This window comes from Bradyrhizobium sp. AZCC 2230 (assembly GCF_036924495.1).
Classification (GTDB): Bacteria; Pseudomonadota; Alphaproteobacteria; order Rhizobiales; family Xanthobacteraceae; genus Bradyrhizobium; species Bradyrhizobium rifense.
Map to the genome: position 1 here is coordinate 9,074,350 of NZ_JAZHRS010000001.1, position 13,987 is coordinate 9,088,336.

Consider the following 13,987-nt stretch of genomic DNA (forward strand, 5'->3'; position numbering starts at 1 on the left):
AAAGAGTTGTCGGGCTGTTTATCCACAATTTAGTTTGTGGTTGAATCTCCCAATTAATCGGTCGTTAGGGATTGGGTGACGTTCGATGTCGATTGGGTCGGATCTCCGCGAAGAGCCGCACAAGGTCGGTCAAGCGCAAGACTCCAAGAGGACCCTGTGGTCCCCGGACCTGGTTCCCTATTTGCTCTCCACCTTGGATGCGTTGGTTATTATCCTTTCATGTGTCGGGGGCGGAATTGGGTATCATGTCGTCGCCGGTACCCCGATTCCGAACCTTCTTCCGTGCTGCGCCGTCGGTCTCATGGCCAGCTTCATCTACATTTTGAGGATGAGTGGGATCGGTTACTATGATCTTCCCGACAGCGCCAAGCCTGGGGTCGAGATTGCGCAGATCCTGGTCTGCTGGTTCAGCACCGGCATTTTGCTGGCCTTCTTCGCATTCCTGCTCAAGATCGGCGGCAATTATTCCCGAGGCGCGTTCGTTACATTTTACTTCGTTGTCCCTGTCGGTCTGTTGGCCGCGCGCAAGTCCATAAAAGCGAAATTGGCCTTGGCGGTGACCCGGGGTGGCATCAGCCGTTTGGACGCGGTTCTCGTCGGAGACCATCGGGAGTTGGCCGCCCTTGGCCCTCGCGATCGCCTCGCCCTCTTCGGCGCGACTGATGTCAAGGAATTCCGGCTGAGCGGAGATCTTGATCCTGGAGAGCGGCTGGTCGCAGATAAGAATATATTCGGGGCGCTTGGTGACTTCGTTCGCAGCAACAATTGCCGGGAGGTGCTGTTGGTTCTGCCGTGGAGTGACGACGCACGGATAGACTTCGTGCGTGAACACCTGAAGGATCTCCCGGTCTCGGCGCGATTGCTGCCGGACTTGCACGTCCGATCACTATCTAACTTCGTGTCGTCCGCCCGCCAACGCGTGCTTGCGGTCGAGGTGCAGCGCGCGCCACTCAGCGCGGCTGAGCGCTTTGTCAAGCGCTCCATGGATGTCCTGGTTGCCGGCGTGGCCTTGAGCCTCATGTTTCCGATTCTGATCCTCACTGGAATTGCCATCAAGCTGGACAGCGAGGGGCCGGTCATTTTCCGCCAGCGTCGCAAGGGCTTCAATGGCAAGGAATTCGTAATGCTGAAATTCCGCACCATGAAGGTGCAGGAAGATGGTCCCGTCGTGATCCAGGCGACGCGAGAGGATCCGCGTGTTACGTCAATCGGACGTTTCCTGCGTGGCGCCAGCATTGATGAGTTGCCGCAGCTCTTCAATGTCCTGAAGGGGGAGATGTCCTTGATTGGTCCCCGACCGCACGCTCTGGCTCACGACAGCTATTTCGAAGAGATTCTCGAAAACTATGCGTTTCGGCACCACGTCAAGCCCGGCCTGACGGGATGGGCACAGTGCAACGGTTCGCGGGGCGCCACGCCCACGGTCGAAGACATCGTCGAGCGAGTTAAGCTCGATCTGTGGTATGTCAACAATTGGAGCCTTTGGCTCGATATCCAGATAATGATCAAGACCTTTTTTGAGGTCGCGCGGAAGCGAAACGCATATTAGGCGAACCCCTTTTTGTCGTTGCTTCCGTAATTCGGCTTACCACTAAATTTCCGCGCCCAGCAGCCTGACAAGTTGCTGAGATTATTATATATTTAGCCTGTTCCGCCCGGTTCTCAGCTTCCGCCATGCTATCACCAAAATAATTGGCGATTAGACCAAGAAAATTGCATCATTAGATCGAATCAGAGGTCTGGGATTGGGCAGCCGGAAACACTTACGTTATGACGAACTGATGAAGAAACCGAACCTCGACGGCCTTTCGTTAGATGAGCTCTGGCAGCTTCACGAGGAGCTCAACCGATTGTTGTCAATTCGGCTAACTGCCGAAAAACGCGCCCTTGAGACGCGCTTGGCGCAACTTCGCCGGGAGAATGAAGCAGCGAATGCTCCTTCAGAGCCGTCGCCGCGCCCGAAGCGTCCATATCCGCGAGTTCACCCGAAATATCGCAACCCCAACCTTCCGAACGAGACCTGGTCTGGTAGAGGCAAACGGCCGAAATGGCTTGCCGCTGCTCTGCGGACCGGCCGCTCGATCGAGGATTTCCTCATCTCGAACAGATAGCTGTCCCGGCCGCCACGAAGTGAGCGGCGCATTGAGGCGGAACGCTGCACCCAAAGCAGGAGGTTCTCGTGAGAATTGCTCTGATCCTTCTTGTCTGCATCGCTCCGCTGGGGGGCGCCCGGGCTGGGAACTTCAGCCCGGCAAAGCTGCGGCTGGCTGACGCCGCCACCGAAGCTTGCATGTCCAGTTGTGACAATCGAAATGCGGCATGTAAGCGGGTTTGCCCTACCACGCTCGGTGCACCGTGCATTGCCTCCTGCGACAGCCAAGCTCAGGTCTGTCGCCAGGGGTGCCAATCCAAGTAGCGGCTGCCGGCCATCGAGCTCCTCTCAACCCATTGGATCACTGCGGTAGGTCTGTGCGGAGATAGTTCTGCGCGTCCTCGCGGCATCGCTCCGGCGCAACCAGGCGCGCTCGGAGCACTGCCTCGTATCCGACGGTTCACGGGACGGCTGCGTTCGGCCCTTAGTAGCCAACGACCAGCCGCACGATCCCGGGCTCATGGAACTTTTACGTTGGGTTAACCATGATGGTTTACCCATTTTTTACCGCTCGAATTCCTGAGCGTGCGTCTTTCCATGTTCGGAGCACCTTTTGCCGATGTCTCGTGGCCTTCTCACGGGTTCTGTGGTTTGCTTGCTCGCAAGCCTCGTCGCTGGCTGTGGCGCCCCGGGTATCATCAGTCCGACCCTGAACGCTCAGCCCAAGCTATCCGGCCAGCCGGTATCCCTCGAGGCGAACGCTCAGGATCTGATGCCGACGGGCGCTATTGCGCTTCCAACCCCCTCGTCCAAGGCGGTCGCCAGCGTTGAGGGGGGCGACGGTCGAATGATCGGCTCGACAGCCGCCAAGTCGAGCTCCGCAGCAGCGAACGGCAATGTGGTCCTCAATCTAGCTAACGTTCCCCTGCAGCAGGCGGCCAAGACGGTTTTGGGCGATCTGCTCGGCGTCAACTATGTGATCGACCCTCGGGTCGATGGGGTTGTTTCGGTCCAGACCAGTAACCCGGTCTCCAAGGCAGACGCCCTCGAGATCTTCCAGACGGCGATCGCGCCGATCGGCGCAGTGTTGGTGCAGAACCGTGGCATTTACCGGATTGCTCCGGCCGACCAGGCTGCGACAGGGGCTGTAAGCACCGTCCGCGATGCCACCAACAGTGCGGTCACGGGAAGTGGCGTCCGCCTTGTGCAGCTGAAATACGTCGCCGCCACCGAGGTGGCGCGTGTGCTTGAGCCGATGGTGCCGAAGGGTGCCATCGTTCAGGCCGACGACGCACGCAACATCATCGCATTGAAGGGCTCACAAGCCGAAATCGACAGCATGCTCGACTCGGTTTCGATCTTTGATGTCGATGTGATGAAAGGCATGTCTTTCGCCGTCGTGCCCGTCAAGGCCGCTCAGCCTGAAAAGATGGTCGACGAGTTGAAAGCGGTATTTGCCTCGGACAAGGAGGGCCCTCTGAAGGGGAGGGTGAGGTTCATTGCCAATACGAGGCTTGGTGCGATCCTGGTCGTGACCTCCAATCCAAGCTACCTGCCGCGTGCGCAATCCTGGATCAAGCGCCTCGATGCTCGCGCAAGCGGCACAGAACCGCAACTGCACGTCTATCAGGTCCAGAACCGGACAGCTGGCGAACTCGCCGGAATCCTTCAGTCCATGTTCTCGCAAGAGATGAAGGTCGTGCGCCCGACGAGCCGTAACGTCTCCCCGAAATCCAGGCAGGTCTCCTTCGCAAGCGACTCGACGAAATCATCAACCGTTGGCACGGGTGTTTCGGACCCCACAATGCAAGCCGGGTTGGGAAAGACGGTGGATCCGCTGGGAACATCGCGTTCTTCCAATACCGACCTCGACGGCCAGGCCACCGATATGGCCGACAATGGCTCTGCATCGAACGGCACTCCCGAGCCGATCATGAAGATCGTTGCCGATGACACCAAGAACTCGCTGCTGATTATGGCGAACGAACGGGACTACCAGCGCGTATTGCGTGTCGTGCAGGGGCTCGACGTGGTCGCAAGCCAGGTCTTGATCGAGGCCGTGATCGCCGAGGTGTCGCTCAACGACGACCTCCAGTTCGGGCTGCAATGGCAGTTCGCCAAAAACGGTACTCCGACGGCTACATTCTCCAATGCCGCCACGGGAGCCGTGGCAGCCGCGTTTCCCGGGTTCAATTATGCCGTCAACACCGCGAACATTGCTGCAACACTCAGCGCTTTAAACGCGCTGACGCATGTCAATATCATCTCGACACCGTCGCTGATGGTGCTCGACAACAAGACGGCGCGCCTCCAAATCGGCGATCAGGTTCCGATCACGACCCAGACGGCGACGAGCACGGTCACCTCCCAGACAGCGATCGTGAATTCCATCACGATGCAGGATACGGGCGTGATTCTCTCGGTGACGCCCCGGATCAATGAGAGCGGGCGCGTGCAGCTCGATATCGAGCAGGAGGTCAGTAGTGTCGTGAAGACGACGACTTCGAATATCGACTCTCCCACCATTCAGCAGCGACGCGTCAAGACGACGGTTGTCGTGAGTGACGGTGAGGTCCTGGCCCTCGGCGGTATGATCCAGGACAACGCGAGCAAGAGCAGCAGCCAGTTGCCGATCCTGGGAGATATCCCCGGCATCGGAGCGGTGTTTGCGAATAGGAAAGACTCCGTTGCGAAGACCGAGCTCGTTATCCTGATCACGCCGAAGGTGGTCCGCGACGGCACCGAAAGCCGGCTGGTCACCGAAGAGTATCGGCGCAAGATGAACGTTTACATGCCGCACGCTTCGACGCGCCAGCGGGCGCCCATCAATACGGCGCAGCGCTTGGTGACGCCGTGACACGCTCCGCTCGCACGGTCTCCTGGTTGGGGAGGGTTTGCGCTTTGCCACTTCTGTTGGCCGGCTGCGTGACCGACCAGCCTTTGGTGATCGATCCACCACCGCCCTATATGCTTCTGCCTGTCGACGAGTCCATGTCCTGCAACGCGATCGCCGGGTCGTTTCGCTTTTCGGTCAAGCGCGCTGCCCGACTTGAATATTGGCTCGCTGCTGGCTCTCTGGCCGGCTACGATTCCGACAGATTTCCGCTTGATGCGCCTAAGCAGCTGGTGGACGAACGCCGACGACTCGATGCCTTGACGGATCTCCAGCGCACGAAGGGCTGCACGGTGATGGAGCCAGGACCCGCGGTCGCGGAGGAACGTGAACGCCTCGAAGAATCCGCGAGAAATTCGCGCCCACAACAGGTCCTTCGTTCGAAGGGGTGAGCGGCGGGAACCTCGGTCGGCCTTCAGAGCTTGAAGCAGGCGTGCAGTACCTCGCCGTCGGACCGCTTCGCAGGCTCACCGACCACGTCGCCGCGACGCCACTCGCGAATGACGTAGAGTTGTCCGGAGGCCGCTCCAAACGAGACCAGCGCTTCCCGAATGTAGCGTGAACCGTCGCGCGCGCTAACGTCGGCCCTGATGGTGACGTTGCCAGGCAGGGCTGGCCGTCGGCGCTCCGGTCGGCTGGGATCGAGATTCATGAGAATGCGTAAGGCAGCGGTTGCCGCTTCGGGCGCGGGCTCCACGCGACCGGAGAGCACTGTGGTGTAGCGAGCGGCGGCGCGGAATACCGAAGGCGCAATGCCGTCGATTTGATCAAGCTCCATGATGGTCGAAAAACCGGAGCTCCTGGCTTGCCCGGCGGTGGTGCCGGCCTGCGGAGGCTTGCGAAAGTCGACGATGTTCTGAGCAATCCTGCTTCCCAGTGCCTTATCCCGCGTGAGCCCGACGAAAAAACGCTCAAGCGTGAGTAGATTGGCCGCATTGAGGTCGACCTTGCCGATCTCCTCCTCGACAGCAATGTCAACGCGCTCGCCCTCCGGCATACGGCAGCGACGCGGAAAGCTTGTGTCCGGCGCGGGATCAAGAATGACCGAGATGGCCAGGTTGACGGCACTTTCCGCCGCCGCAGCCGTGGATGCGGCCATACCATCGGCCGTGGCAGTCTTGGCTCGGTAGCGCGCGCCTACGATCACTGCCGTTCCGAGCAGAGTCAGCAGTCCAAGTCCCCAGATCACCGTGACGAGGGCGAAGCCGCGGCGACCAGGATGAGCGTGCTCGTGGCCCGGCGCAATCGGCTTGGACCTTGTTAGCAAGGTATGATGGTCTGTCCGCCGCATTGATTGCTGTTTGGTAAATGAAAATGGCAAATAAAGTGTGAAAAGCCTTCCTTAACAAAATCACTCTAGCGTCGTGGTCGCGTTTGAGATCGGGACCTTCGAGCCAATGCCAGGCGATACACAGACACTGACACGCCAGGCTGCGCCGGCGGCCGGCCAGGCCATGGTCCTGGGACCGCTGGACGATGGCTTCGCCGATGCGTTCGCGGGGCTTTTGATGCGTGGAGAATTCGTCGATGCCGGTGCAGTTGCCCGGGCGAGACGGGCCTCGGATGCCACGTCCGAGCGCCTAGACGTCGTCCTGGTGAAGCTGGGGCTCATCTCCGAGGCGGATCTCTGCGCGGCGTATGCCGACTATTGCGGACTTCCGGTCGTTCGACCGGCCGACATTCCGTTGCAGCCGGTTCTCCCAGATCGTCTGAAGCTGCCCTTTCTGAAAGCCAGCCGTACACTGCCGATCTCGGCGCAAGGTAATTCCCTGTTGCTGGCCGCAGTAGATCCCCTCGATGAGGAGGGGCGCAGGGCAATCAGCTATATGCTCGGCTGTCGCGTCGATCTCGCCGTGATCGCCCCCGCCGACATCGAGGGCGCATTCCGCAAGCTCTATCAGGACGCGGGTCCGCAGTCCGTCGATGGCGACCCGAACACAATTGCTGGGGGCCATATCGACGGAAATGAGATCGACGTCGAGCGTCTTCGCGACATCGCCAATGAGGCGCCGATCATCCGCCTCGTGAATCAGATCATAGCCAGTGCGGTTGAGCGTGGGGCATCCGACATTCACATCGAACCGGGACGTGATGCGGTCGTGGTTCGCCTCCGGCTCGACGGCTTTCTCCAGCAAGAACGCGTCGTTCCGTCGACGCTCAAGGCCGCGCTGACGACCCGGATCAAAATTATGGCGAGGCTCGACATTGCCGAGCGAAGATTGCCGCAGGACGGTCGGATCAAGACTGCCGTCCGCGGCGTCGAGATCGACGTTCGTGTGGCCACGCTGCCGACCGCGTTCGGCGAGAGCCTGGTCCTGAGAATTCTCGATCGCAGCAGGGTCGAACTCGACTTTTCCAAGCTCGGCCTGGATCCGGCCGTGCAATCCCGCCTGCATGAACTGATGTCGCTGCCGAACGGCATCATTCTGGTTACCGGGCCGACGGGAAGCGGCAAGACCACGACGCTCTATACGGCGTTGAAGGAATTGAACCGTCCGGAGCTAAAGCTCTTTACCGTGGAGGATCCCATCGAATACCAGCTCGGTGGCATCAATCAGATTCAGGTCCAGCCTCAGATTGGGTTCGATTTTCCTGCTGCGCTTCGCTCGATCCTGCGTCAGGATCCCGACATCATCATGATTGGCGAAATACGCGATCTGGAGACGGCTCGCATTGCCGTTCAGGCCTCGCTCACCGGCCATTTGGTTTTCTCGACCCTGCATACGAACAGTTCTGTTGCCGCCATCACCCGTCTCATCGACATAGGTATCGAGCGTTACCTGCTTGCATCGACGCTCGCTGGCGTCATGGCCCAGCGCTTGGTTCGCCGCCTGTGCCCGAGTTGCGCGCGGCCCGCGGCGTATCGCACCGAGGTCCCATCGCGGTTGCGTTGGCCTATCCCGGACAGCCTCGAGCTCGACTGGTCAGGCGCGCGCGAAGCCGTAGGCTGCGCAGCCTGTCATGGCACCGGCTATCTGGGGCGCACATGCGTCGTGGAGCTTCTTGTGATCGACGACGAGATGCGGGAAGCGATCGGCAGGAGAAGCGATGATCAGCGAGCGTTGATGTCGCGGGCACGGGTTGCCGGCTTCCACACTCTCTATGAGAGCGGTCTCGTCAAGGTGGCGCTGGGCGAGACGACCATCGAGGAAGTGCTCAGGGTGTCGCGAACGAGCTAGGGAGCATTGCGTGTCCATCTTCCAGTATCGCGCCTACACCAGCCAAGGCGTCGTCACGTCGGGGAAGATCGTTGCCGATGAGCTCGAGGCTGCCATCGAAGCGCTCTACAGCTCCGGCCTTACGCCGGTGGAAACGACGCTCTGCGAAGATGGTGCGTCGTCGAAGGAGCATCCGGACGAACGGAAGGCACCGGGGCGAGGCTGGATGCGCTCCGAACGGATCGGATTGAAGGAGCTGTCTGCATTCACGGCCGAGCTGGCGTCACTGGTCAGCTCCGGAGTGCCTGTCGATGCGTCTTTTCGGGTGCTCGCCGGTGCCGGTGCATCGCGCAAACAGATTGGCCTGGCGAACGGCCTGCTCAAGGATATCCTGGCTGGCCTCCAGCTTTCGGAGGCCATGGCGCGCCGCTCCGACGTTTTTCCCGCCGACTATGTCGCCATCCTGGCCGGCGGTGAAGCCGGCGGGAAAACCTCGCAGGCGCTGACGCAGATCAGCGAGATGCTGGCGCGAAGGGTCGACGTCCGGAACAAGATCCGCGCCGCTCTGGTTTATCCCGTTATTCTCCTGATGATGTCGCTGGTATCGATCGCCGTCATCGTTCTGGTCCTCATTCCGAACCTGTTGCCGATCTTTTCTGATGCTGGTCTGCCGCTGCCGGGCATTCTGGCGGCGCTGGCCGATCTACCGGAGCGCTGGCCGAAGCTCCTGATTTGGCTCGGACTCGTGACGGCGGCTGCCCTGGTCGTCTACCGCAGGATAGCCGGTGATGCGTCCATGATGAGGAAGGTCGACCATCTCAAATGCCGCCTGCCCGTCGTCGGTGCCGTCATTCAGCGTCGCGAAGCCGGCCAGTTTGCCCGCTCCTTGGGCAGCCTGATCGATGCCCGAGTGCCGCTCATGACGGCGCTGCAAACTGCGCTCTCCTTGGTGTGTAATCGATATCTCCAGGTCCGCTATGCAGAAGCGGTCGGTCGCGTGCCGGAAGGCAATGCGTTGAGCCAAGTTCTGGACGGAGCTGGCTTGCTACCTCCGGCCGCCATCCGCCTCGTCGCGGTTGGCGAGGAGACCGGGCAATTGGCAAAGATGCTGGCTCGCGTTGCCGCCAATTTGGAAACCGAAGTCCAAGGCAAGATCGAGCAACTCGTCGGATTGCTCACGCCGCTCCTCACGGTGGGGATCGGTGGTCTCGTCGGAGCTCTGATCCTTCAGGTGATGAGCGCCGTCCTCTCCATCAACAATCTGGCCTATCAATGAGGCGCTCTGATACCGGATCGGCGGGGTTCACGTTGATCGAAACGCTCGTGGTGCTCGTGATCATGGCGCTCGTCGTCGTATCGGTTCTGGCCGCCAAGCCGAGATCGGCGGCCGCGCGCACCAGTGCGGAAGCGCGCGCGATCGCGGCGACCCTGCAGCTTGCCAGAAGTCGAGCGCGGGCCCGCAATGCCGAAATTGTGGTCGACGTGGATACGCGGAACGGGCGCTTCGGCGCCGTCGACGCCATGCGCCAATTGCCCAACGGGATGGAGATCGCTTTGACGGTTGCAGAAACCGAGCGTCGCGGTCGCGTTGGCGGGGTGAGGTTCTATCCGGATGGTCAGTCGAGCGGCGGCGAGATCCTGCTCAGCTACAAAGGGCAAAAGGAGCGGATCATCGTCAATTGGTTCACTGGTGAGCCGAGGATTGAATGATGCCCGCTCACCTCAGTCTGCGCCGACCGATGACTGGCAATGGCGGCCTGCTGTGTCAACGCGGTTTCACGTTGATCGAAGTGATGGTGGCGTTCGCTGTGCTCGCCATCGGTCTGGGAGCTTTGACCGCCGGCATCACGGCAGCGTTGCGCTCCGATGCCAAACTTCAGACCAAGCATATCCTCGATCGGATCGCCGAATCCAGGCTCGAAGCCGCGGGACGGGCCGCTTCGCTGAAAAGCGGACGTCGCGAGGGACGCATCGGACGGTATCAGTGGCGGGAAACTGTCTCGGTCGCAGATCTCGGAAACTCGCGCCAGCAAGGTGCTACGCCGGGGCCGAAGTCTCAGATCGCGCCGGTATGGGTCGAGATTGTCGTGCAGGCGGACGGCGGACTTGAGACGAGACTGGCGGCACTGAAATTCGCCCAGGGAGCCGCGCAGTGAGGGGGCGACGGCCTTGCCGGACAATGCGCGCGCCGGCCGGGCGCGAGAGCGAACTTGGGCTCACGCTGATCGAGCTCGTGGTCTCGCTTGCACTTTTGACAGTCTTGACCGGCTTCATCGTTGGCGGATTGTCGACAGCCATCCGGGCGTTTGATGCGGATCGTCGCAATGGCATGGAAATGGAAACAAACTCCGCCGTCGAAAGCTTGCGCCGCTTCATCGCCTTGGCAATGCCGACAGCAAATCCTTCCCAGGCCGGAGGCGTTCTGTTCGAGGGCGGGCGCGAGGGAATGCGTTTCGTTGCGCTGAGTGAGGGACGCGCCTTGCCGGGAGGCTTGCAGGACATTCGCGTTCGCCGCAGCGGGGACGAACTGATCCTCGATGTCTTCGGAGCGCTGAAGGACGGCGAGCGCAAGTCGCCGTTGGCCTCGACCGTCGTCTTGAAAGGTGTCCGCGGAGTACACTTTCGCTATTTCGGCGTATCGAGCCCGCATGGTGACCCGGCGTGGCGCAACGAGTGGACCAAGGCGGAGCGGCTGCCTTCGCTGGTCGAGGTTGGCTTCGAATTCGAGGAGTCCGGGCGGAATGGTCCTGCGGCAATTGTCGCTCTCCGCAATCAGCCGGGGTCCTGAGCCTGCGGATCGTGGTCCGCCGTTACCTCCCGTAAAGATTTAGTAAATAGGATCGCCGAATCGAAAGCTTGGATTGGCGGGAAGGCAGGCCGATGACCGACGTCACGGTGGCACGGTTTGAGCGGCTCGGCACGCTGAACACGGCGTGGCGACAGTTTTCGCGCTGGTGGCTGAACGAGCTGCGCGAATGCACCCCGAAAGCCTGGCGGCATCTGCTGCAAGCGGAAAGTGCTACTTGCCTGTTCATTTGGGACGAGCAGGGTGCTTTGATAGGTCATCTGGTCGCTCCGTCGGGCGTGCACGAGAAGCAGTTCGCGGCTGGCAATTCTGGTCGTCCGCAGGTCGACGCCTGGCTTGCTGAAATTGGATGCGAGCGCGACGCGGTGCAGATCGGCGTCGCACTGGAAGCCGATTGCTTCTTTCAGCGTCGGCTCAACGTGCCTCGATCGGAGCTCGGTGTCCTGACGCGAATCCTGGCGCAGGAGATCATCCATCGCACGCCGTTCCAGCCTGCCGAGATCTGGCATGGCGCAACGCCGGCGGGTGAAACGCCGCGCGCGGGTGTGGTGGAGTTTCGTCACTGGATCATTCCGAAGGATCGCGCAGAGTCCGAGATCGTCCGACTTGGCTGGCGAAGTTCGGACATCGCTTTCATCGCCACTAAGCAGCCGAGCGGCAAGCCGCTTAGCGTAGTCACCTTCGGCGCCGGGCCGGGTCAGGATCCGCCATGGGCGTTTCGCGCGATCCGCACGCTGGCGATCGCTCTGGTCGCAGTTTGCGCTCTTGCCCTGGTTTCTGTCGAAACGTGGCAATCGATCAGGGCGGGAGAACTTGAAGATGCGCTCTACGAGGCCAAACAGGGGGGCCAGGAGAGATCGCAGGGCGCCGGCGTCCCGCTTCGCCTCATCGCGCTCAAGACCGAGCCGGGCAGTCTCGCGATCTGGGACGAACTCTCCCGCGTGATTCCGGACCACACCTTTCTCACCGAGCTCCGGATCACCGGGAGCGTGATCAGTCTTGCGGGATTGTCGTCCGATGCGGCCCGGCTCGTGCGCGCTTTGGATGCCTCCCGTGTTTTTGCCGGCGCGACTCTGTCCGGTCCGATTACCCCGGACGCAACTGAGCGGAAGGACCGGTTCCGCATGACGCTGAAAGTACGAAAGATCGGCGCGGGTCGTACCGTCAAGGTGGCGGGAAGGCCAGAGTCATGAGCGGCGACGGGCTTCTCAAGCGGCGCTTCATCTTCGCGGGATTGAATGGCGCAATCGTGCTGACCGTCGGTTTCCTGATCTTGGGGCCGCTCGCTGCGCATTTCGGCGAGCGTAACGACGACATCCTCGACAATGCGGCACAGTTAGCCCAGATCCAGCGGGTCACGGATGAGGCCGCAAGGCTCGCCAAATCGACCGCGCAAGACATTGATCCCTATTTGCCGGGTGCGGAAGATCGGGTCGCCAGCGCCGATCTTCAGGCGAGCCTGCAGGCTCTGGCGAGCGCCAGGGGCCTCGCGATCCAAACCATTCGTGGTCTGCCGGGTCGGCAGGCGGCGCAATGGCGTGCAATCCCGGTACGGCTCGAGGTCGAAGGGGCGTCAGCCGCCGTGCGGGAGCTCATCTCCGCCATCGAGACACAGACTCCATCTCTGTTCATTACGGATTTCTCGCTGCGTTCGCTTGGTGACGGCGATGACAGCCGGATGCGGGTGAGCCTGACGATCGAGGGCGCTCTGCGCACCCCGGGAAGCCCGCCGACTGGCCCGCTGCTGAGCGAGAACCGGCCCGGCGAAGCCGCTGGGGCGGCAAGCAGATGAGGGAGATGGTATCTCAGTCCGGTCACCGGCAGCTTTGGCGGGAGATCGCGGCGCCGCGCCAACTGGTCGCATCGATGGCTTCGCGCTTGTTCTTGCGCAATGATTTTCCGACCCGTCGCGAGCTGATGGCGGTCACCCCGCCAAGGCGGGGCCTGTTGGTCGGGCTTGCTGTGCTGATCGGTCTTGCCGTCGTGACGCCAGTCGCAACCATCGTCGCACTGGAGGTTGCCGTCGCCAGCCAGTCGACGTGGGACGGCCGGGAGACACTAGTTCCAGCGCGTCAGGAAAGCCGGACCGGCGGCTATGAGAATATCCTGCAGCGGCCGCTGTTCTCCAGAAATCGTCAGAGCCTACCGACCACGCCATCTCCGGCGGCCACCGAGGTGGTGGCGCCGATCCGGACCATGCTTGACCCCGGCGTCGCGCTCAGAGGCGTCTTCATGAATGGCGAGCGAGCCAAAGCGTTCCTGACCTCATCGGATAACCCGGTGGGGATTTGGGTCGCATTGAATGAGCAATGGTCGGGTTGGCGGCTCTCCGAGGTCAAGCCGAACGAGATTGTGCTCGAGGCCGACGGTGAACGGCAGACTCTACCGCTGACCGTTCTGAAATGATCACGGAGCTGCGTAAAACGGCGAGGCGTACCGGCCATTACCTGACGCGCGCTTTGGTCTGCCGCGAGCCCTACCGAGACCAGGTTCTTGTCGTCTGGCTCCTGGTCTTTGGATTGTTCTGGATGGTCCTGAGCGGCCAAGTCGACCAGAACTGGACCGCATATTTCGTGCTGAGCGTTGCGCTCGCCATCCTCCTGGCGGCCATCTGCGCAATTGACGCCCGTTTTGGCATCATCCCGGACAAGCTTGTCGGCGCGACGGCTGCAAGCGGCTTGGCGGCGGTGTGGCTCCTGGATCCCGACGAGGTCATATACCGCCTCGGGGAAGTCGTCATCGTGGCGATTGCGATTGCCGCTTTTTGTTCGATCTATCGTTGGGTTCGCGGCTATGATGGGCTTGGCCTTGGTGACGTGAAATTTCTTGCTGCCGCTACATTTTGGATCGGCTTTCGCTCGCTTCCAGCATTGCTTTTGATCGCAGTCGTCTCGGCTCTCGCCAGTGCCTTTCTGCTCAAGTCGGCGCGCTATGAGGTCGATGGCCGGCATGCCATTCCGTTCGGCCCTCATCTCGCTGTTGGGCTTTGGTTGGCGTGGGTGTTCGATCCGATGAGCCTCGCGTTGGGATAGGCGTGC

14 protein-coding genes are annotated in these 13,987 nt (G+C 61.2%); 13 read left to right on the forward strand and 1 reads right to left on the reverse strand.

The window, feature by feature from the left end:
• The first annotated feature begins 85 nt into the window (after positions 1 to 85).
• The 4 genes from V1280_RS43200 to V1280_RS43215 all read left to right on the forward strand — a co-directional run bounded on the left by V1280_RS43200 (position 86) and on the right by V1280_RS43215 (position 5,377).
• Positions 86 to 1,549, forward strand: coding sequence for an undecaprenyl-phosphate glucose phosphotransferase (locus tag V1280_RS43200; protein ID WP_334537026.1), 1,464 nt, complete (start codon positions 86 to 88; stop codon positions 1,547 to 1,549).
• Between the two features lie 232 nt (positions 1,550 to 1,781).
• Positions 1,782 to 2,111, forward strand: a complete 330-nt coding sequence (locus tag V1280_RS43205; protein WP_334537028.1) for an H-NS histone family protein — start codon at positions 1,782 to 1,784, stop codon at positions 2,109 to 2,111.
• A gap of 828 nt (positions 2,112 to 2,939) precedes the next feature.
• Positions 2,940 to 4,949: a type II secretion system secretin GspD gene (gspD, locus tag V1280_RS43210; protein WP_334537029.1), complete on the forward strand. Its 2,010-nt coding sequence runs from the start codon at positions 2,940 to 2,942 to the stop codon at positions 4,947 to 4,949.
• A gap of 44 nt (positions 4,950 to 4,993) precedes the next feature.
• Positions 4,994 to 5,377: a hypothetical protein gene (locus V1280_RS43215; RefSeq protein ID WP_334537031.1), complete on the forward strand. Its 384-nt coding sequence runs from the start codon at positions 4,994 to 4,996 to the stop codon at positions 5,375 to 5,377.
• A 23-nt stretch (positions 5,378 to 5,400) separates the two neighbouring features.
• Here the strand turns inward: V1280_RS43215 and V1280_RS43220 are convergent, their stop codons facing one another.
• The gene (locus V1280_RS43220; RefSeq protein WP_334537032.1) at positions 5,401 to 6,084 is read right to left on the reverse strand and encodes a hypothetical protein; all 684 of its coding nucleotides are present in this window, start codon (positions 6,082 to 6,084) and stop codon (positions 5,401 to 5,403) included.
• Between the two features lie 265 nt (positions 6,085 to 6,349).
• Here V1280_RS43220 and V1280_RS43225 point away from each other — a divergent pair, with 265 nt between their 5' ends.
• The 9 genes from V1280_RS43225 (at position 6,350) to V1280_RS43265 (ending at position 13,981) form a co-directional block, all read left to right on the forward strand.
• Positions 6,350 to 8,164: a GspE/PulE family protein gene (locus V1280_RS43225; protein WP_334537034.1), complete on the forward strand. Its 1,815-nt coding sequence runs from the start codon at positions 6,350 to 6,352 to the stop codon at positions 8,162 to 8,164.
• Between the two features lie 205 nt (positions 8,165 to 8,369).
• On the forward strand, positions 8,370 to 9,419 hold the full coding sequence (locus V1280_RS43230) for a type II secretion system F family protein (protein ID WP_334538582.1): 1,050 nt from the start codon (positions 8,370 to 8,372) through the stop codon (positions 9,417 to 9,419).
• Positions 9,416 to 9,853, forward strand: a complete 438-nt coding sequence (locus V1280_RS43235; protein ID WP_334537036.1) for a GspH/FimT family pseudopilin — start codon at positions 9,416 to 9,418, stop codon at positions 9,851 to 9,853. Before V1280_RS43230 ends, V1280_RS43235 begins: the two co-directional genes overlap by 4 nt.
• On the forward strand, positions 9,850 to 10,299 hold the full coding sequence (locus V1280_RS43240; protein WP_334537037.1) for a type IV pilus modification PilV family protein: 450 nt from the start codon (positions 9,850 to 9,852) through the stop codon (positions 10,297 to 10,299). Before V1280_RS43235 ends, V1280_RS43240 begins: the two co-directional genes overlap by 4 nt.
• A gap of 23 nt (positions 10,300 to 10,322) precedes the next feature.
• The gene (locus V1280_RS43245) at positions 10,323 to 10,931 is read left to right on the forward strand and encodes a type II secretion system protein GspJ (protein ID WP_334537038.1); all 609 of its coding nucleotides are present in this window, start codon (positions 10,323 to 10,325) and stop codon (positions 10,929 to 10,931) included.
• Between the two features lie 92 nt (positions 10,932 to 11,023).
• Positions 11,024 to 12,142: a PilN domain-containing protein gene (locus tag V1280_RS43250; RefSeq protein ID WP_334537039.1), complete on the forward strand. Its 1,119-nt coding sequence runs from the start codon at positions 11,024 to 11,026 to the stop codon at positions 12,140 to 12,142.
• A complete protein-coding gene (gene gspM / locus V1280_RS43255; protein WP_334537041.1) occupies positions 12,139 to 12,741 on the forward strand; it encodes a type II secretion system protein GspM in 603 nt (200 codons plus the stop codon). Before V1280_RS43250 ends, gspM begins: the two co-directional genes overlap by 4 nt.
• Complete coding sequence (locus V1280_RS43260; protein ID WP_334537042.1) at positions 12,738 to 13,355, forward strand: hypothetical protein; 618 nt, start codon at positions 12,738 to 12,740, stop codon at positions 13,353 to 13,355. Before gspM ends, V1280_RS43260 begins: the two co-directional genes overlap by 4 nt.
• The gene (locus V1280_RS43265) at positions 13,352 to 13,981 is read left to right on the forward strand and encodes an A24 family peptidase (protein ID WP_334537044.1); all 630 of its coding nucleotides are present in this window, start codon (positions 13,352 to 13,354) and stop codon (positions 13,979 to 13,981) included. Before V1280_RS43260 ends, V1280_RS43265 begins: the two co-directional genes overlap by 4 nt.
• Positions 13,982 to 13,987: the final 6 nt, after the last annotated feature.

Excerpts from the sequence above, each read along its gene's own strand:
- V1280_RS43240 (WP_334537037.1), top strand. The coding sequence starts at position 9,850 with ATGATGCCCGCTCACCTCAGTCTGCGCCGACCGATGACTGGCAATGGC.
- gspD (WP_334537029.1), top strand. The coding sequence starts at position 2,940 with ATGATCGGCTCGACAGCCGCCAAGTCGAGCTCCGCAGCAGCGAACGGC.
- V1280_RS43245 (WP_334537038.1), top strand. The coding sequence starts at position 10,323 with ATGCGCGCGCCGGCCGGGCGCGAGAGCGAACTTGGGCTCACGCTGATC.
- V1280_RS43205 (WP_334537028.1), top strand. The coding sequence starts at position 1,782 with ATGAAGAAACCGAACCTCGACGGCCTTTCGTTAGATGAGCTCTGGCAG.
- V1280_RS43220 (WP_334537032.1), bottom strand. The coding sequence starts at position 6,084 with ATGGCCGCATCCACGGCTGCGGCGGCGGAAAGTGCCGTCAACCTGGCC.
- gspM (WP_334537041.1), top strand. The coding sequence starts at position 12,139 with ATGAGCGGCGACGGGCTTCTCAAGCGGCGCTTCATCTTCGCGGGATTG.
- V1280_RS43235 (WP_334537036.1), top strand. The coding sequence starts at position 9,416 with ATGAGGCGCTCTGATACCGGATCGGCGGGGTTCACGTTGATCGAAACG.
- V1280_RS43230 (WP_334538582.1), top strand. The coding sequence starts at position 8,370 with ATGCGCTCCGAACGGATCGGATTGAAGGAGCTGTCTGCATTCACGGCC.
- V1280_RS43260 (WP_334537042.1), top strand. The coding sequence starts at position 12,738 with ATGAGGGAGATGGTATCTCAGTCCGGTCACCGGCAGCTTTGGCGGGAG.
- V1280_RS43200 (WP_334537026.1), top strand. The coding sequence starts at position 86 with ATGTCGATTGGGTCGGATCTCCGCGAAGAGCCGCACAAGGTCGGTCAA.
- V1280_RS43265 (WP_334537044.1), top strand. The coding sequence starts at position 13,352 with ATGATCACGGAGCTGCGTAAAACGGCGAGGCGTACCGGCCATTACCTG.
- V1280_RS43250 (WP_334537039.1), top strand. The coding sequence starts at position 11,024 with ATGACCGACGTCACGGTGGCACGGTTTGAGCGGCTCGGCACGCTGAAC.